This is a genomic window from Rhizobium sp. Nf11,1 (assembly GCF_050587665.1).
Taxonomy (GTDB): Bacteria; Pseudomonadota; Alphaproteobacteria; order Rhizobiales; family Rhizobiaceae; genus Rhizobium.
The window spans coordinates 35,292-53,264 of record NZ_JBOBHU010000009.1 but is presented as its reverse complement, the minus strand read 5'-3'; the positions used below and the strand labels follow the sequence as shown (position 1 = coordinate 53,264).

Genomic DNA, 17,973 nt, shown 5'->3' with positions numbered 1-17,973 from the left:
AAGCCGCCTGAATACCGGGGGATCTCTCCCTGCCCCCGACAAGGGCTGTCGTCACAAAGAGGCGGCGGCCCTTGCTGCTTGATCGTAATGGCCGGAAAGCGCCCGCAGCGTCGCTGCCACCGCCGATGTCGCGCCAGCATCGAGCCCGAGTCCCTTTATCGATTCCACCAGTAGCGCTTCCCGCACCGCCCGGTATTTCAGGCAGGTTTCAAGGCCCTTGGCCGTGGCGGCGATCACCTTCTCCTTGCCCGCCCGCGCGCTTTTCACAAGGCCGCGCTTTTCGAGCTTCTTGAGCGCATAAATCACCAGATGCGTATCCTCGACGCCGAGCACGCTGCAGAGGTCGCCGAGCCGCTTCGGCCGCTGCCGGTGCGCCACCGAATGCAACACCAGCACGTCGATCGCCGCGCAGCCGGGCTCGCCCGCCGCCGTCATGCAGCGCACCATCCAGCGGTCGAAGGCATTGCCGGCGAGGATGAGACCGAATTCCAATTCCGAAAGAACGGGAAGCGCGCCATCGGCGAGATGCGAGGAGGAGACGATCGGCCCGATTTCCGGCTGCCCGCGCTCACCTGCCATTCCATCCCTCCAAGATCACCATCTCGACGTTGACATTTTATCGATAAATCGTCAATAAATTTTCAGTTCAAAAGGAGGTCGGACGATGAGCGGACAGTGGGATTTCTGGATCGATCGCGGCGGCACTTTCACCGACATCGTCGCCCGCCGCCCCGACGGTTCGCTTGTCGCCCACAAGCTGCTTTCGGAAAATCCGGAAGCCTATCGCGACCCGGCGGTGCATGGAATCCGCGAATTGCTCGGCCTCAATCCCGGCCAGACGATCCCTTCCGAGCTCATCGGCGCGGTGAAGATGGGAACGACGGTCGCCACCAACGCGCTTCTGGAACGCAAGGGCGACCCGACCTTGCTGGTGACGACAAAGGGCTTCCGCGATGCGCTGGAGATCGGCCATCAGGCGCGCGCCGATATCTTCGCCAAGAAAATCGTCAAACCGGAACTGCTGTACGCCGATGTGATCGAGGCCGACGAGCGCGTACTGGCGGACGGCACGGTGGAACGCCCCCTCTCAGAAAATGATCTGCGGCGCGCGCTTGAAGTCGCCTATGCGCAGGGATTGCGCGCCGTCGCCATCGTTTTCATGCATGCCTACCGCTATCCCGAGCACGAACAACAGGCCGCCGCCATCGCGCGCGCCATCGGCTTCACGCAGATCTCGCCGTCGCATGTCGTTTCACCGCTGATCAAGCTTGTCGGCCGCGGCGACACCGCCGTCGTCGACGCCTATCTGTCCCCCGTTCTCCGGCGCTATGTCGATCAGGTTGCCGTCGAGCTCGGCGCCGTCGAAGGAAAGGGCCCGAAGCTGATGTTCATGCAGTCCTCGGGCGGACTGACCGATGCGCATCTCTTTCAGGGAAAGGATGCGATCCTCTCCGGCCCCGCAGGCGGGGTGGTTGGCGCGGTCGAGGTCTCGCGCATCGCCGGTTTCGACAGGATGATCGGCTTCGACATGGGCGGCACCTCGACGGATGTTTCGCATTATGACGGCGAGCTGGAACGCGCTTTCGAGACCGAGGTCGCCGGTGTGCGCATGCGCGCGCCGATGATGAAGATCCATACGGTCGCAGCCGGCGGCGGCTCGATCCTGAGTTATGACGGTTCACGCTTCCGCGTCGGCCCGGAGTCGGCCGGTGCCACGCCCGGCCCGAAATCCTATCGCCGCGGCGGGCCGCTGGCTGTCACCGACGCCAACATCATGACCGGCAAGCTGCTGCCGGAATTCTTCCCCGCAATCTTCGGGCCGGAGCAGGACCAGCCGCTCGATGCCGAGACGGTGCGCGCGGCCTTTGCCGAGATGGCGCTAAAGATCGGCGGCGGGCGGACGGCGGAAGAGGTCGCCGACGGCTTCCTCGCCATCGCTGTCGAGAACATGGCCAACGCCATCAAGAAGATCTCCGTCCAGCGTGGCTATGACGTTTCCAATTACGCGCTCACCTGCTTCGGCGGCGCCGGCGGCCAGCATGCCTGCCTGGTCGCCGACAGCCTCGGCATGAAAACGGTGCTGATCCACCCCTTCTCCGGCATTCTTTCGGCCTATGGCATGGGGCTCGCCGATATCCGCGCCACACGCCAGCGCGCGGTGCTGACGGAACTCGGAGCGGCCCTGCCGACAATCGGCGGCATCCGGGCCGAGCTGGAGAAAGAGGTGCGCGGGGAACTTATCCTGCAGGGTGTCGAGCCCGGCGATATGGAAGTCGTCACCCGGCTGCACCTGCAATATAAAGGCACCGACACGGCGCTGCCGGTCGCCTTCGGGCCACAGGAGGAGATGACGCAAGCCTTTGCCGCCGCCCATAAGAAGCAGTTCGGTTTCATCTTCGACGACCGGCCTGTCGTCGTCGACTCCATCGAAGTCGAGGGCATCGGGGGCGGCGCCGATATCGAGGAGATGGACGGCCAGGCGGCGACCTTCACGCCGCAAGCGCTGCGCACGAGCCGCTTCTATTCCGGCGGAACCTGGCACCAGGCCGGTATTTTCAGGCGTGATGCGCTGAAGCCGGGCGCCGTGGTCGCGGGACCTGCCCTCATCATCGAAGCGCATCAGACGATCGTCGTGGAGGCCGGTTGGCAGGCACGGCTTACCGGCCACGACCATATCGTTCTCACCCGTGAGGTCGCGCTTTCCCGCAATTCCGCGATCGGCACCAGCGCCGATCCGGTCATGCTCGAAGTTTTCAACAACCTGTTCATGGCGATCGCCGAACAGATGGGCGTGACGCTGCAGAACACCGCTCACTCGGTCAATATCAAGGAGCGGCTCGATTTCTCCTGCGCCGTCTTCGATCGCACCGGCGCACTCGTCGCCAATGCGCCGCATATGCCGGTCCATTTGGGATCGATGGATCGCTCGGTCGAAACGATCATCCGCCTCAACGAAGGCCGCATTCGTCCCGGCGATGTCTTCGCGCTCAATGCGCCTTACAACGGCGGCACGCATCTGCCCGACATCACGGTCGTCACGCCGGTGTTCGACGACGACAGCGAGACCATCCTGTTTTACGTCGCCTCACGCGGCCATCATGCCGATATTGGCGGCAAGGCGCCGGGTTCGATGACGCCGCGGGCGACCAAGGTCGATGAAGAAGGCGTGCTGATCGACAACTTCCTACTAGTCGACAACGGCCGTTTCCGCGAAGCCGAATTCGCCGCAATGTTGCGGGAGCATCCTTATCCCGCCCGCAACCCGGCTCAGAACCTCGCCGACGTGAAGGCGCAGATCGCCGCCAACGAAAAGGGCGTTCAGGAGTTGCGCAAGATGGTCGCCCATTTCGGGCTCGACGTCGTCGAAGCCTATATGGGTCATGTCCAGGACAATGCCGAGGAGAGCGTTCGCCGGGTGATTGCCCGCCTCAGCGACAGCGAATTCACCTATCCCACCGATCAGGGCGCCGTCATCAAGGTGAAGATCACCGTCGACCGGAAGGCGCGCGAGGCGACGGTCGATTTCACCGGCACGAGTGCGCAGCAACCGACCAATTTCAATGCGCCGGAACCGGTGACGCGCGCCGCCGTGCTCTATGTCTTCCGCGTCATGGTCGAGCAGCCGATTCCGATGAATGCCGGCTGTCTACGGCCGATCCGGATCATCGTGCCGGACGGTTCGATGCTGCGTCCGGCCTATCCGGCTGCCGTCGTCGCCGGCAATGTCGAGACCAGCCAGCATGTGACGAATGCGCTATTCGGGGCGCTCGGAACGCTGGCAGCCGCCCAGGGCTCAATGAACAACCTGACCTTCGGCAACGCCACCTACCAATATTACGAGACGATCTGCTCCGGCGGCCCGGCCGGGCTGCTCAACGACGGCACCGGCTTCAGCGGCGCGGACGGCGTGCACACGCATATGACCAACTCACGGCTGACCGACCCCGAGGTGCTGGAGTTCCGCTTTCCCGTCGTGCTGGAGGATTTCCACATCCGCCGCGGCTCCGGCGGCAAAGGACGATACAGTTCCGGCAGCGGCACCGAGCGGACCATCCGCTTTCTGGAAAAGATGGATTGCAGCATTCTCTCCTCGCACCGAACGATTCGGCCTTTCGGCCTCTTCGGCGGGGAAGACGGGCAACTGGGGAAAACCGAGATCCGTCGTGCGGACGGCAAGCTCGAAAGGCTGGAAGGCTGCGACCAGGCAATACTCGCCGCCGGCGACGCCGTGATCGTCACGACGCCGACCGGCGGCGGCTACGGCAAGCCGTGACTGAAGCGCGCATCCTACCAGATCGTGATGACGCGCTTCAGCTCCTTGTATCCGTGCATGCCTTCATCCCGGAACCGCCAATTCCGGGCGACATGCATTAAAGGATCGGTTTGCCGCCTGTAACCGCGATGGTCGTGCCGGAGACATAGCTCGACAAGGGATCGGCCAGCATGACATAGGCCGTGGCCAATTCGGCCGGCTGGCCGGGCCTTTTCATCGGCACCTGCTTGCCGAAATTGCTGACGCTGTCTTCGGGCAGCGTCGAGGGAATGAGCGGCGTCCAGATCGGCCCCGGCGCCACAGCATTGGCGCGGATGCCCTTTTCGGCCAGAAGCTGTGCCAGTCCCGCAGTGAAATTCTGGATTGCGCCCTTTGTCGTCGCGTAGGCCAGCAGTGTCGGGTTCGGATTGTCGGAATTGATCGAGGCCGTGTTGATGATGGCGCTGCCGGGCTTCATATGGGCGACGGCCGCCTTGGTCAGGTAGAACATCGCATGGATGTTGACCTTGAAGGTCAGCTCCCACTCTTCGTCGCTGATCTCATCGATGCTCTTGAAACTTGCCTGGTGCGCGGCATTGTTGACGAGGATGTCGATACCGCCGAGCTCCTTGACCGCCGTCTCGACAATTTGCCGGCAATGGGCGGGATCTTGAATATCGCCGCTGACGAGCACTGCCTTGCGCCCGGCCTGCTCGACGAGCCGCTTCGTCTCGTCGGCATCCTCATCCTCGTCGAGATAGGAAATCAACAGATCGGCGCCTTCCCTTGCATAGGCGATTGCCACTGCGCGGCCGATGCCGCTATCGCCGCCGGTAATGATCGCCCGCTTGCCCTTCAGCCGTTCGGATCCGCGATAGGTTTTTTCGCCATGGTCGGGAACCGGGTCCATCTGGGCGGTGAAACCCGGCATCGGCTGTTTCTGGGACGGGAAAGGGGGTGTTGGATAATGCGTCATTATAGCCTCCTGAGTTGAGGGACAAACTCAGGCTGCGGCTGGTTGTTCCAACGGCATTGCAGCCACATCGCTTTCCGAATAAAATGACCAGAAAATTGGTCACAGAGACAATATGATGGCACGTGTCAACCTGGCGGAAGCAAAAGCCCACCTGAGCGAGTTGCTCAATAGGGTGGAGACCGGCGAAACCATCGAGATATTGCGGCATGGCAAGCCGGTGGCGCAGCTCGTGCCGGTGAAGACGCCGAAACAACCGATCGATGTCGAACGGCTGAAAGCATTGACGGCCTCGATGAAGCCCCCGGCCGAGCCGGTCGATTCCGCGACCTTCATTCGCGATCTGCGCGATACCGATCGTTATTGATGCTTTACATCGACACCTCAGTCCTCGTCGCCGCATGGACGGTCGAAACCCGCACGGACGACGTGCAGCAATGGCTGGCGGAGCGTCGATCCGAGGAGATCGCCGTCAGCAGCTGGACGATAACCGAATTTTCAAGCGCCATCGGGCTCAAGGCGAGAAACGGACAGATCGATCCGGCCGATCGCAGCAAGGCTTTGGCCTTGTTCAAGGAACTATGTTCGACGACCTTCGAATGCCTGCCGATATCGCGGGCGCACTTCATCGAAGCGGCGCGAATGATCGAACAGTTCAATATCGGTCTTCGTGCCGGTGATGCGTTGCATCTCGCCGTCGCAATCGATAGCGACGCCACGCTCGTCACGCTGGACAAGGGGCTGGCAAAAGCCTGCAGTCTCATCGGAGCGCGTCACCGCTTGTTATGAGGTGGGCGGTATCGGCGGATGCGGAAACCACGCAGTCTCCCGGTTCCACCGCCGCACATTCGCACCGACGATCAACCTACAAAATGTTGCGATTTGCCACAGCGACCGCTGTACCATAGTAATGTAATATGGTCGCAGTGTTCATGAGGTGCATGAAATTGGACGGAAAGACATCGCCCGCAGTTTACTCCGAAGATGAGAGCCTTGTCGGCGAAGCCGGCGGCAAGAGCGCGCGCCGCGCCCGCGTCAGCGGCATCGACCGCGCTCTTCAGGTGATCGATCATCTCTATGAAACAGGATCGCCGGCCGGCGTCTATGCCATCGCCAAGGCGGTGAAGGCGCCGCTATCGACCGTCTACGTCATCGTCGACGACCTCGTCGAAAAGAATATGCTGACGCGCCAGGCGGATGGCTCGATCTGGCTCGGCGCCCGACTTTATCATTACGGGCTTGCCTATGCCCGGTCGCTGGATTTCATGAGTATCGCCACCCACGAAATGCACGATCTCTGTCGCCAGGCCGGCGAAACCGTGCAGGTCTGCGGCCGTGACGGCGATTACATGCTGGTGCTTGCCATGGCGGATGGCCCGAGCCACTTCCAGGTGGCGTCGCGCGTCGGTACCCGGGTGCCGCTCAACTGGACGGCGTCGGGTCGCCTGCTCGTCGGCCACCTGCCCGAAGAGGAACGCATCGAGCTTTTCAAACGCTGCGCCCGCTCGTCGCCGACCGGCCGCGCCGAGATCGATCCGCGCACCCTATCGGAAGCGGCCGGCAAGGCCTTCGAGGCGCGCCTGTCGATCCAAGCCGGCGAATCCGATTATGCGGTCGCCTGCATCGCCTCGCCGATCTGCGATCGCGACGGCCAGTGCGTTGCCACCATTTCGATCGTGCTGCCGGAGCAGAAGGCCTTTTCCGACGAGAACCATTATACCGCGCATGTGCGCAATTCTGCGGAGCGGATCGAAAAACTGATGGGTTGGCGCAACCGCTGACGTGAGCTCGGACACGATCCTTGAAGGATTGTCCTCTGACTGCATTGCTTCTATATTGACGTCACTGACAGCATTTGGGGGGGGGTCTGAATATGGCCGTTCTGACAGTTCGAAACGTGCCTGATGACGTGCATCGCGCACTGCGTGTCCGGGCGGCGATGCATGGCCGCAGCACCGAGGCGGAAGTTCGCGAAATCCTGCAAAATGCCGTAAAGCCCGAGCAGCGCATTCGCATGGGAGACGCTTTGGCTGAACTCGGCCGGCAATTGGCGCTGACCAATGATGATCTCGAGGTGCTTGATCAGCTGCGCGAAAGGGCGGCGGCGGAGCCCTTGAGATTTGAATGATCGTACTCGATACGAATGTGCTTTCCGAGACGATGAAACCGACGCCCAGTTTGGCTGTGCGCGCGTGGCTCAACGAGCAAGCCGCGGAAACGCTGTATTTGTCGAGTGTTACCTTGGCCGAATTGATGTTCGGCATCGGCGCCTTACCGGACGGTCGACGCAAAGCGGCCCTGACCGAGATGTTTGGCGGCTTACTAGCACTCTTTGGGGATCGGGTATTGCCATTCGACGTCGGAGCGGCCCGGCATTATGCCGACCTTGCCATCAGAGCTAGAACGAACGGCAAAGGCTTCCCGACGCCGGACGGATATATCGCCGCGATCGCCGCTTCGAAGGGCTTTGTTGTCGCGACACGCGATATAAGCCCCTTTGAGGCGGCGGGACTGACTGTCGTAAATCCCTGGAACCATCGATCATCTGAGGCCTCTCGGGAGAATTTATGATCGGACCCCCGCCTCGCGGCGGATTCTATCTGTAGGAATAGCCGTGGCTGTGGCGCACCAGCCTGCGCGCCCGCGGCACGTAGCGGCTGGCGGCGACGGCCTCGCCACCCATCACCGCATAGCGTGGCTCGAACAGCTTGTTGAGCACCGAGACATCACCATTCGAATCCGTCGCCTCGAGTTCGGACTCGACGAGGTCGAAAACGGTGAATTCGGCTTGCGCGCCGACCGCAAGCCGGTTCTCCATCGGCAGCTTGATGACCGAGGCCGGGGCATGGGTGACTGCTTCCACGACCTTGTCGAAGGGCATGCCGACGCTCAGCAGCTTCGACATCGTCGTCGCCAGGTCCCAGACCGGAAAGTTCATCGAATGGCCGTGCAGGTCGGTCGAGATCGAGAACGGCAGAAGCCCGCGCGCGATCGCCGCTTCGGCGACCTTGAAGGAGAAGGAGGCGCCGCCATGGCCGATGTCGAGGCGGATGCCTTCGGAGGCGCAGCGCTCGGCGAGATTGAAAAGATCCTCGTCCTCCATGATGCTCGAACCGGCCTTCCCGTTGAAGCAATGGGTGACGACGTCACCGGGGCCGAGAATTTCAAGCACTTCGTCATAAAGCGCCGGCGGCTCGCCGACATGGACCATCATCGGCACTTTCAGGATCTTGGCGATCTTCTTGCCGAGCTTGACGGGAGTGACACCCCAGGAGCCGGTGATGACGTGGCTGGCGCGCACCTTGATGCCGACGATGTGCTCGCTGTTTTCAGCGTAGACTTCGAGAATGCGGTCGAGATCGATATCTCTGATATCCCTGAGCTCGGCGACGCGGTTGCAGGCGACGAGGCCGATCGAGCCGAGGTTCAGGAAGGCCTTGATGCGCTCGCGTGAGGGCTCGATGATATACTCGCGGAAGCCATGGAAATTCGCCTCGCCGGCCGAACCGGCGTCGACCAGGGTGGTGACGCCGCGCTCGAGACCGCATTCGGACGGGCGGATGGAGATGTCGGTGCCGCCATGCCAGATGTGCACGTGCAGATCGATCCAGCCCGGCGAAATGAAAGCCCCCTTGCCGTCGATGCGTGTCACATCCTCAGCGGCTGGAAGCGATGGACCGATCCGGGCGATGCGGCCGTCGGCATTGACGAGAATGTCGATCACCCCCTCGGATGCGCCCGCACCGAAAGCCGTCGGTCTGACATTGGTGAGGAGAAGCGGCTTCTTCGCCTGGTCGCCCGACATGATCATATTTGCAAATTCCATAGTTATGACATGTTAATCCTTATAATAGAATAAAATCGAAGAGACTGCTGTCAAGAGAAATGAAGCGCAGCCAGCCGCACGGGAACGGCGGCAGCGCGCTCGTTCTCAGCCGCACTCGCCGTCAAGGAGCGGCAAATTTTTCGAGCGATTTCAATCCCGCAGGATCGAATATTCAAGCCGTTTGAGGTGGTCTGGATCGGCGATGGCTTCGATTGCCGCAATCCTGTCGTCGGCGATAGTAAACGCCACCACGACGCGGATCTGACCCGCGATGCGCACGACGAAGCCAAGCTCGCCGTCGACGATGGCGATCTCTGCCGCCTGCGCCCGGCCCTTGAACAACTCTGCCACTTCGGATGCGCCGCGTCTTTCGCCGAAGGCGCCGAAACGCGCCGCCGTCGCATCCAGGCGAAACACGACATCTGGGGCGAGCACGGCAATCAGCGCCTGCAGATCGCCGTTACGCGAAGCCGTCAGAAAGGCCTCCGCAATCGTTCGTTTGCGGCCGAGATCGACATCCGGCGTCTCGTCCGCGCCCTGCACCCGGCGGCGGGCACGGCTCGCGAGCTGACGGGCGGCGGCGGATGACCGGCCGATAATCGGCGCAATTTCGTCGAAGGGAAGATCGAACATGTCGTGCAGCACGAAGGCAACTCGTTCGGCAGGCGCCAGCGTCTGCAACACGACGAGCAGCGCCACGCCCACCGAATCGGCGAAGGCGGCGTCGCGTTCCGGATCCTTTGCCGGATCGGCGATCGCTGCATGGACCGATGTCTCTAGCGGCTCCTCGCGCCGGGTCTTGCGGGCACGCAGCATATCGAGGCAGATGCGCGCCACCACCGTCGTCAGCCAGCCGGCGAGATTGCCGACTTCAGTCCTATCCGCGCGGGTGAGCCGCAGCCAGGCCTCCTGAACCGCGTCTTCGGCCTCGCTGCGCGACCCCAGCATGCGATAGGCGGCCGCCTTCAGATGCGCCCGGTTGGCTTCGAATTGATCGGCCAGCCAATTATTCTCGTTCATCCGTCACATTCCTTCGCTGCGTTCCGTCACATCAATGACGAATGAAACCGGGCCGCTGTGACAGCGCCGGCGGATCGTCGCACCCTAAACCCATCAAGGAGACCTATCATGCAGGAGAGAATGGGAAATCCCGCCCTCGTGCTTCCAGAAGCCATGCAGGCGCTCAATGCGCTCAGCAAGGTGCCGACCGAAACAGGCCTTTCGCCAAGGCTGCTCGAACTCGTCAATCTGCGCGCCAGCCAGATCAACGGCTGCAGCGTCTGCATCGATGGTCATTGGCGCATTGCCCGCAAACACGGCGAAACGGATGAGCGGCTCTTTGCGGTCGCCGGCTGGCGCGACGCTCCCTATTATAGCGAGGCTGAACGCGCCGCTCTCGCCTTGACCGAGGCGGTGACCCGCACCAGCGACCGCGCCGACCCGGTGCCTGACGAGATCTGGGACGAGGCGACCCGGCATTATGACGGCCGCAGCCTTGCGGCTCTCGTCATCGCCATCGCCAACATCAATGTCTGGAATCGGCTGAACATCGCAACCCGTCAGGTCGCCGGCGCCTGGAAACCCTGAGCGATTGCCGGCAGCGTTTCACCCCACGTTGCCGGCGACCACACTTTTATTCAGCCCGGCAGCTCAGATGATGCCGCCGCCGCCGGCAACCGACGCCGGACGCTCGGCCGCCACCTTTTTGCGGTAGCCGCTGACGCGGTAGGCGGCAATCGGATCGATCGCGCCGCCGGCGCGGCGGCGGGCCTCGGCGAGGATCGGCTCGACATCGGCGCGGTAGGCGCGCTTCAGTGTTTCCGAGGCCATCAGCGCATCATTTTCCTGCTGATAGCCCTCGAGCGCCTTGCGGTCGACGAGGAGCGCCTGCGCATAGGCGCGGCGGATTTCGTTGGCGCTGTTGATCAGGCTTTCGATCGGGTCGGTGACATTGTGCGACTGGTCGATCATATGGGCTGGGTTGAAATCGTTGACGCCGCGCTGTTCGGCATCCACCAGTTCGTTGAACACCAGGAACAGCCGGTAGGGATCGATCACGCCGGCGTCGAGATCATCGTCGCCATATTTCGAATCGTTGAAGTGGAAGCCGCCGAGCTTGCCGAACTGGATCAGCCGGGCGACGATCATCTCGATATTGGTGTTCGGCGCATGGTGGCCGAGATCGACGAGGCACTGGGCTTTGGGGCCGAGGGTCTGGGCGATCAGATAATTGGTGCCCCAGTCCTGAACGATCGTCGAATAGAAGGCCGGCTCGTACATCTTGTGCTCGGAGAACAGCTTCCAGTCGTCGGGCAGCGCCTTGTAAATGTCAGCCATCGAGGCGAGGTAACGCTCGAATGCCTTGGTGAAATTGCTCTGGCCGGGGAAGTTCGACCCATCGCCGATCCAGACGGTCAGTGCCTTGGAGCCGATCGCTTTGCCGATCTCGATGCATTCGAGATTGTGCTCGACCGCCTGCGCGCGTGTTGCCGCGTCGGTGTGGCTAAGCGAGCCGTATTTGTAGGAATAAGTCTGCCCCGGCGCGTCGGAAAAGGTGTTCGAATTCATTGCGTCGAAGCCGAGGCCGAGCGCATCACCCTTGGCTTTCAAATCCCGTGCATCCGCTTTGTCCCAGGGAATATGCAGCGACACATTCGGCGTTGCCTGCGTCAGCTGATTGATGACGGCGCAATCGTCGAGCTTGTCGAAGATGCCGCGCGGTTCGCCGGTGCCGGGAAAGCGGGCGAAACGCGTGCCGCCGGTGCCCACGCCCCAGGAAGGAACGGCGACGAAGAACTCCGCCACCTTGCGTGTCACCGCCTCTATATCGACGCCGCGGCGATCAAGCGTCGCCCCCAGCGCCTCGTAATCGGCTTTCAGCGCGGCTGCCCGCTTGTCGTTTTCGCTCGCGACCAGATCCTGCGCGATCCTGAACTCGGCCATTTTTTCCTCCCGGTTCTGCAATTTCTACATTGGAACTGCCGTGCGGCCGCCCCTCATCCGCCTGCCGGCACCTTCTCCCCGTTCAGACGGGGAGAAGGGGATATGCCGCGCCGTCTCCGTCTCACTCCAACATTTCGTTGGGCAAGTCCCCTCTCCCCGTCTGAACGGGGAGAGGGTTAGGGTGAGGGGCAGACGCATCCGCCCCCCAGTCAAAAATCAGCGCGTAAAACTCTGAACGTTGCCGGCGTCGACGTTGATGATGTTGCCGGTCGATTTCGCCGATAGATCTGACGCCAGGAAGTAGACTGCCTCGGCGATATCTTCCGGGAAGACGTTGAGCTTCAGCATCGACCGCTTGCGGTAATGTTCCTCCAGCTCGTCGACCTCGATCTTCGAGGAGGCCGCACGCTGTTCACGCCACTCGCCGCTCCAGATCTTCGAGCCACGCAGGACGGCATCGGGATTGACGGTGTTGACGCGGATGCCGGCATCGGCGCCTTCCAGCGCCAGGCAGCGGGCAAGATGGATTTCTGCGGCCTTCGCCGTGCAATAGGCGGACGCGTTCGGCGAAGCGGCGAGACCGTTCTTCGATGCGACGAAGACGATATTGCCGCCGAGCGCCTGGCGGCGGAACAGGCGGAAGGCTTCGCGCGAAACGAGGAAATAGCCGGTCGCCAGAATATCGATATTGCGGTTCCAGGTCGAAAGCTCGGTGGCTTCGATCGGCGCGGAGGAAGCAATGCCGGCATTCGAAACGAGGATATCGATGCCGCCGAATTCGACCGAGGCTTCGGCGAAGGAGGCGATCACCGCATTTTCCTTGGTGACGTCGAGCCGGACGCTGCGCACGGCGTCGGCGCCGTATTTCTTGACGAAATCGGCCTCGGTGGCTTCGAGCGCTGCCTGGTCGATATCGGCGAGCACCACGCAGGCGCCCTCGCCGACAAGACGCGCGGCCGTTGCCCGGCCGATGCCGCCGGCGCCGCCGGTGACGAAGGCGACCTTGCCGGCAAGGCTCTTCGGCTTCGGCATGCGCTGCAGCTTGGCCTCTTCGAGTAGCCAATATTCGATGTCAAAGGCTTCCTGCTCCGGCAGTCCCTGATATTCCGAGACCGTCGAGGCGCCGCGCATAACGTTGATGGCGTTGACGTAGAATTCGCTGGCGATGCGGGCCGTCGCCTTGTCGCGGGCAAAGGACAACATGCCGACACCCGGCACCAGGAAAATCACCGGATTGGCGTCGCGCATCGCCGGTGAATTGTCATGCTTGCAGTCGTTGTAATAGCGGGCGTAATCGGCGCGGTAATCTTCCAGAGCCTGGTCGAGGCCGGCGACGATCGCATCGACATCCGGCTTGGCCGGGTCGAAATCGACGATCAGCGGGCGGATCTTGGTGCGCAGGAAATGATCGGGGCAGCTGGTGCCGAGCGCGCCGAGCGGACGCAGTTCCTTGGAATTGACGAATTCGAGCACGGCGTCCTGATCGTCGAAATGGCCGAGCTTGCGCTCCTGCTTGCCGATGCGGCCGCGAATCTCGGGCATCAGGCGCGCGGCGACGGCGCGACGTTCGGCAACCGGCATGCTCTGCACGGCCGCGCCGCCGAAGATCATCTTGCCTTCGGTCTGGCCGGCAAACCACTCGATCGCCCTGTTGATGATATCGAGTGTCAGTTCGTAGCAGGTCTTGGCGTCGTTTGCCCAGGTGAAGAGACCATGGCTTTCGAGCACGACGCCCTTGGCGTTCGGATTCGCCTTGACGAAAGCTTCGAGATCGAGGCCGAGCTGGAAGCCAGGACGGCGCCAGGGCAGCCAGCCGATCTCGTCACCGAAGATCTGCTTGGTCAATTCCCTGGAGTTCTTCGATGCGGCGATTGCGATGATCGCGTCGGGATGCATGTGGTCGACATGGGTGAACGGCACGAAACCGTGCAGCGGCGTGTCGATCGAGGCGGCGCGGGCATTCAGGTTGAAGGTGCAATGCGGCAGGAAGCCGACCATGCGGTCTTCATCCTCGACACCCTTGTAGATGCCTTTCAGCGATTCCAGCTTATCCTGGTAGAGCGTGGCGAAACCGTCGAGCTTGATCGTGCCGACATCACCGCCCGAACCCTTGACCCAGAGCACCTTGACCTTGCCGCCGGTCAGCGGATCGGTTTCCATCACCTTGGCCGAGGTGTTGCCGCCGCCATAATTGGTGATGCGCTTGTCGGCACCGAGCAGATTGGAGCGATAGAGCAGCTTGCCGGGCTCATCGAGGCCTGCCGCATAACCATCATCCCACCGGTTTTCCAGAAGCCGGACGTTTGCCGCCATGTCATCCTCCCATATAGGCTTGCAAGGCGCCGCAATCCCAGCGCCCTTTCGCTCACGGTATCGCGCATCAAAAGCAGGGTTGTCAATCGAAAACGATCAAATTCGATTATTGTGCAGCGCAATATGAAAATTTATGATCGTTTGTGATTGACAGCCTCCAACGGATACGAAATAAATATGACAAGAGGAGGAGCCCAATGCACGAACGCGAACGCCATCGCATCATCTTAAGCGCCGTTCAGGAAAAGTCCGTCGTCACGATCCAGGACATTTCCGAGTTGACGGAAGCTTCTGAAGCGACGATCCGACGCGATATTGCGGCCCTTCATGTGCAGGGCAAGATCCGCCGCGTCCGCGGCGGCGCTGAAGCGGTGCATCCGCCGCAGCTCGGCAATCTTGCCGGCCGGCCCTTCAGGGTTTCAGAATCAGTCAACATCGATAAAAAACGCGCAATTGCGCGCGCAGCCGTCGATCTCTGCGAGGCGGGTGACGCCATCATCATCAATGGCGGCACGACCACCTTCCAGATGGTGCATTACATGGCCGGTCACCGCATGCAGGTGATGACCAACTCTTTTGCCATCGCCGAACATCTGGTGAAGCATTCCAAGAACACGGTGACGGTGCCGGGCGGCGCGATCTATCGCGAACAGAGCCTCATCCTGTCGCCTTTCGACAATGACGCGATCCGCAATTTTTATGCGCGGCGCATGTTCATCGGCGCGCAGGGCGTCGGCCCGCTCGGCATCATGGAGGCGGATGCCCTCATCATCCAGAGCGAGCAGAAGCTGATGCACCAGGCCGACGAACTCGTCGTCATGGTCGATTCAAGCAAGTTCAATCGCCGGTCGAGCCTCATTCTCTGCGCGCTCGACCGCGTTTCTGCGATCATCACCGATGACGGGATTACCGACGAGGCGGCTCGCATGGTCGAGAATGCCGGCGTTCGGCTCGTCGTCGCCAGCCCGGTGGCGCAGCTTGCGAAGGAGGATTCCTCGTCGGTCGCATGAGGCGCCGCCGAGGTGTGGACGTCTAATCTTAATGGGAGGAAAGTGACATGAAATTTGCAAAGACACTGGCGCTCGGCGCAGCGCTCGCCATCGCCATGATGGCTGGCACTGCCAGTGCCAAGGACATCAAGATCGGCCTCGTCGTGAAGTCGCTCGGCAACGGTTTCTTCGACGCCGCCAACAAGGGCGCCCAGGAAGCCGCCAAGGAACTCGGCGGCGTGGAAGTGATCTACACCGGCCCGACGTCGACGACGGCCGAAGGCCAGATCGAAGTCATCAATTCGCTGATCGCTCAGGGCGTCGACGCCATCGCCGTCTCGGCCAACGATCCGGACGCGCTCGTTCCGGCGCTGAAGAAGGCTACCCAGCGCGGCATCAAGGTCATTTCGTGGGATTCCGGTGTTGCACCCGAAGGCCGCATCCTGCAGCTCAACCCCTCGTCCAACGAGCTGATCGGCAAGATGTGCCTGACGCTCGCAAAGGACCATCTGGAAGGCGGCAAGGGCGACTTTGCCATCCTGTCGGCCACGACCACCTCGACCAACCAGAACATCTGGATCGACCAGATGAAGAAGCAGCTCAAGGATTTCCCGGGCCTCAACCTCGTCACCACGGTCTATGGCGACGACCTCTCGGACAAGTCCTATCGTGAAGCCGAAGGCCTGCTGAAGTCGAATCCGAACGTTAAGGTCATCGTCGCTCCGACGACGGTCGGCGTTCTCGCTGCTTCGAAGGTCGTCGAAGACAAGGGTCTCATTGGCAAGGTCTACGTCACTGGTCTCGGCCTGCCATCCGAAATGGCCGGCGCGATCAAGTCAGGCGCCACGAAGGAATTCGCCATCTGGAACCCCATCGATCTCGGCTACTCCGCAACCCAGATCGCCTATCGCCTCGTCAAGGGTGAGGCCGACGGCAAGCCGGGCAGCGAAATTAACGCCGGCCGCATGGGCAAGATCAAGGTTGGGGACAACGGCGAAGCCGCCATGGCCGATCCCTTCGTCTACAATGCTTCGAACATCGACCAGTTCTCCAAGGTCTTCTGATCCGAAGCAGCTCTATAAAAGCCCGGCGGCGTGATAGCCGCCGGGATTTCTCATTCGACACTGGTAGAAGCCGATGAACGCCGCCTTTCAACAATCCGTCACGGACAGCAAAACCGGCGATGCCCCCGCCATTCTGGAAATGCGCGGCATCTCCCAGATCTTTCCTGGCGTGAAGGCGCTGGACAATGTCAGCATCGCACTCCATCCCGGCACGGTCACTGCGCTGATCGGTGAAAACGGCGCCGGTAAGTCGACGCTCGTGAAGATCCTGACCGGCATCTACAGGCCGAACGAAGGCGAGATTCTGGTCGACGGCCGGACAGTGACCTTCGCCAGCGCCCAGGCCGCGATCGATGCCGGCGTCACCGCTATCCATCAGGAAACCGTGCTGTTCGACGAGTTGACTGTTGCCGAAAACATCTTCCTCGGCCATGCGCCGCGCACACGCTTTCGCACCATCGACTGGCAGGTGATGAACAGCCGCTCGAAGACGCTGCTGACCGCGCTCGAAAGCAATATCGATCCGACGATCCGGCTGAAGGACCTCTCGATCGCGCAGCGCCACCTGGTGGCGATCGCCCGCGCTTTGTCGATCGAGGCCCGCATCGTCATCATGGACGAGCCGACGGCCGCCCTTTCCCGCAAGGAGATCGACGATCTCTTCCGCATCATCAAGGGTCTGAAGGAACAGGGCAAGGCGATCCTGTTCATCAGCCATAAGTTCGACGAGCTTTACGAAATCGCCGACGATTTCGTTGTCTTCCGCGACGGCCGCGCCGTCGGCCAGGGCCGGCTGAAGGAAACGCCGCAGGACGAAATCGTCCGCATGATGGTCGGCCGCGACGTCGAAAACGTTTTTCCGAAGATCGAGGTTGCCATCGGCGGCCCGGTGCTCGAGGTCGAAAAATACAGCCACCGCACCGAGTTCCGCGACATTTCGCTGACGCTGCGCAAGGGCGAGATCCTCGGCATTTACGGCCTGATCGGCGCCGGCCGCTCGGAACTGGCGCAATCGCTCTTCGGCATCACCAAGCCGCTCTCGGGGCGGCTGACGCTCGAGGGCCGGGAAATTTCGATCAATTCGCCGCATGATGCGATCAGAGCCGGCATCGTCTACGTGCCGGAAGAGCGCGGCCGCCACGGCCTGGCGCTGCCGATGCCGATCTACCAGAACATGACGCTGCCGTCCTTGGCGCGCACCTCGCGGAAGGGGTTCCTGCAGGCGGCGGAAGAATTCGGGCTCGCCCGCAAATATGCCGAGCGGCTGGATCTGCGCGCCGCCGCCCTCTCCGTGCCGGTCGGCACGCTGTCGGGCGGCAACCAGCAGAAAGTCGTCATCGGCAAGTGGCTCGCCACCATGCCCAAGGTCATCATCCTCGATGAACCCACAAAGGGCATCGACATCGGTTCGAAGGCGGCCGTCCACGGCTTCATCAGCGAGCTTGCCGCAGAGGGCCTCTCGATCATCATGATCTCTTCCGAACTGCCCGAGATCATCGGCATGTCGGACCGGGTGCTTGTCATGAAGGAAGGTCTGTCCGCCGGGCTCTTCGAGCGCGATCAGCTTTCGCCGGAAGCGCTGGTGCGCGCGGCGACCGGAAATGCATGAGGTG

16 protein-coding genes are annotated in these 17,973 nt (G+C 61.9%); 10 read left to right on the top strand and 6 right to left on the bottom strand.

The window, feature by feature from the left end; translation table 11 throughout:
- Window positions 1-51: 51 nt before the first annotated feature.
- Window positions 52-579 (bottom strand): winged helix DNA-binding protein, encoded by a 528-nt coding sequence (locus tag ACQ7C1_RS15190; RefSeq protein WP_430958857.1) that lies wholly within the window; start codon window positions 577-579, stop codon window positions 52-54.
- Window positions 580-664: 85 nt separating this feature from the next.
- Between ACQ7C1_RS15190 and ACQ7C1_RS15185 the strand changes: the two genes are divergently transcribed.
- Complete coding sequence (locus ACQ7C1_RS15185) at window positions 665-4,273, top strand: hydantoinase B/oxoprolinase family protein (RefSeq protein ID WP_430958856.1); 3,609 nt, start codon at window positions 665-667, stop codon at window positions 4,271-4,273.
- 97 nt (window positions 4,274-4,370) lie between these two features.
- Here the strand turns inward: ACQ7C1_RS15185 and ACQ7C1_RS15180 are convergent, their stop codons facing one another.
- The gene (locus ACQ7C1_RS15180; protein WP_064808855.1) at window positions 4,371-5,228 is read right to left on the bottom strand and encodes an SDR family oxidoreductase; all 858 of its coding nucleotides are present in this window, start codon (window positions 5,226-5,228) and stop codon (window positions 4,371-4,373) included.
- A gap of 115 nt (window positions 5,229-5,343) precedes the next feature.
- Between ACQ7C1_RS15180 and ACQ7C1_RS15175 the strand changes: the two genes are divergently transcribed.
- From ACQ7C1_RS15175 to ACQ7C1_RS15155, 5 genes are all read left to right on the top strand, one after another.
- Window positions 5,344-5,592 carry a type II toxin-antitoxin system Phd/YefM family antitoxin gene (locus ACQ7C1_RS15175; protein ID WP_430958995.1) on the top strand — a complete coding sequence of 83 codons (249 nt, stop codon included), beginning with the start codon at window positions 5,344-5,346 and terminating at the stop codon, window positions 5,590-5,592.
- Window positions 5,592-6,014 carry a type II toxin-antitoxin system VapC family toxin gene (locus tag ACQ7C1_RS15170; RefSeq protein ID WP_430958855.1) on the top strand — a complete coding sequence of 141 codons (423 nt, stop codon included), beginning with the start codon at window positions 5,592-5,594 and terminating at the stop codon, window positions 6,012-6,014. Before ACQ7C1_RS15175 ends, ACQ7C1_RS15170 begins: the two co-directional genes overlap by 1 nt.
- Before the next feature lie 152 nt (window positions 6,015-6,166).
- On the top strand, window positions 6,167-7,006 hold the full coding sequence (locus ACQ7C1_RS15165) for an IclR family transcriptional regulator (RefSeq protein ID WP_430958854.1): 840 nt from the start codon (window positions 6,167-6,169) through the stop codon (window positions 7,004-7,006).
- A 92-nt stretch (window positions 7,007-7,098) separates the two neighbouring features.
- Window positions 7,099-7,353, top strand: a complete 255-nt coding sequence (locus ACQ7C1_RS15160; RefSeq protein WP_430958853.1) for a FitA-like ribbon-helix-helix domain-containing protein — start codon at window positions 7,099-7,101, stop codon at window positions 7,351-7,353.
- Window positions 7,350-7,796, top strand: a complete 447-nt coding sequence (locus ACQ7C1_RS15155; protein ID WP_430958852.1) for a type II toxin-antitoxin system VapC family toxin — start codon at window positions 7,350-7,352, stop codon at window positions 7,794-7,796. Before ACQ7C1_RS15160 ends, ACQ7C1_RS15155 begins: the two co-directional genes overlap by 4 nt.
- A 25-nt stretch (window positions 7,797-7,821) precedes the next feature.
- Here the strand turns inward: ACQ7C1_RS15155 and ACQ7C1_RS15150 are convergent, their stop codons facing one another.
- Together ACQ7C1_RS15150 and ACQ7C1_RS15145 are read right to left on the bottom strand one after the other, a co-directional pair.
- Window positions 7,822-9,030 (bottom strand): amidohydrolase/deacetylase family metallohydrolase, encoded by a 1,209-nt coding sequence (locus tag ACQ7C1_RS15150; RefSeq protein WP_430958994.1) that lies wholly within the window; start codon window positions 9,028-9,030, stop codon window positions 7,822-7,824.
- A 171-nt stretch (window positions 9,031-9,201) separates the two neighbouring features.
- Window positions 9,202-10,071, bottom strand: coding sequence for a sigma-70 family RNA polymerase sigma factor (locus ACQ7C1_RS15145; RefSeq protein ID WP_430958851.1), 870 nt, complete (start codon window positions 10,069-10,071; stop codon window positions 9,202-9,204).
- A gap of 108 nt (window positions 10,072-10,179) precedes the next feature.
- Between ACQ7C1_RS15145 and ACQ7C1_RS15140 the strand changes: the two genes are divergently transcribed.
- A complete protein-coding gene (locus ACQ7C1_RS15140) occupies window positions 10,180-10,638 on the top strand; it encodes a carboxymuconolactone decarboxylase family protein (protein ID WP_221112864.1) in 459 nt (152 codons plus the stop codon).
- Window positions 10,639-10,701: 63 nt separating this feature from the next.
- Here ACQ7C1_RS15140 and rhaI read toward each other — a convergent pair whose 3' ends face one another.
- Window positions 10,702-11,994, bottom strand: a complete 1,293-nt coding sequence (gene rhaI, locus ACQ7C1_RS15135; protein WP_430958850.1) for an L-rhamnose catabolism isomerase — start codon at window positions 11,992-11,994, stop codon at window positions 10,702-10,704.
- A 216-nt stretch (window positions 11,995-12,210) separates the two neighbouring features.
- A complete protein-coding gene (locus ACQ7C1_RS15130) occupies window positions 12,211-14,307 on the bottom strand; it encodes a bifunctional rhamnulose-1-phosphate aldolase/short-chain dehydrogenase (RefSeq protein WP_430958849.1) in 2,097 nt (698 codons plus the stop codon).
- A 197-nt stretch (window positions 14,308-14,504) separates the two neighbouring features.
- Between ACQ7C1_RS15130 and ACQ7C1_RS15125 the strand changes: the two genes are divergently transcribed.
- From ACQ7C1_RS15125 to ACQ7C1_RS15115, 3 genes are all read left to right on the top strand, one after another.
- A complete protein-coding gene (locus tag ACQ7C1_RS15125) occupies window positions 14,505-15,317 on the top strand; it encodes a DeoR/GlpR family DNA-binding transcription regulator (RefSeq protein ID WP_430958848.1) in 813 nt (270 codons plus the stop codon).
- A 47-nt stretch (window positions 15,318-15,364) separates the two neighbouring features.
- Window positions 15,365-16,360: a rhamnose ABC transporter substrate-binding protein gene (gene rhaS / locus ACQ7C1_RS15120; RefSeq protein ID WP_430958847.1), complete on the top strand. Its 996-nt coding sequence runs from the start codon at window positions 15,365-15,367 to the stop codon at window positions 16,358-16,360.
- A gap of 73 nt (window positions 16,361-16,433) precedes the next feature.
- Window positions 16,434-17,969 carry a sugar ABC transporter ATP-binding protein gene (locus tag ACQ7C1_RS15115; RefSeq protein ID WP_430958846.1) on the top strand — a complete coding sequence of 512 codons (1,536 nt, stop codon included), beginning with the start codon at window positions 16,434-16,436 and terminating at the stop codon, window positions 17,967-17,969.
- Window positions 17,970-17,973 lie beyond the last annotated feature (4 nt).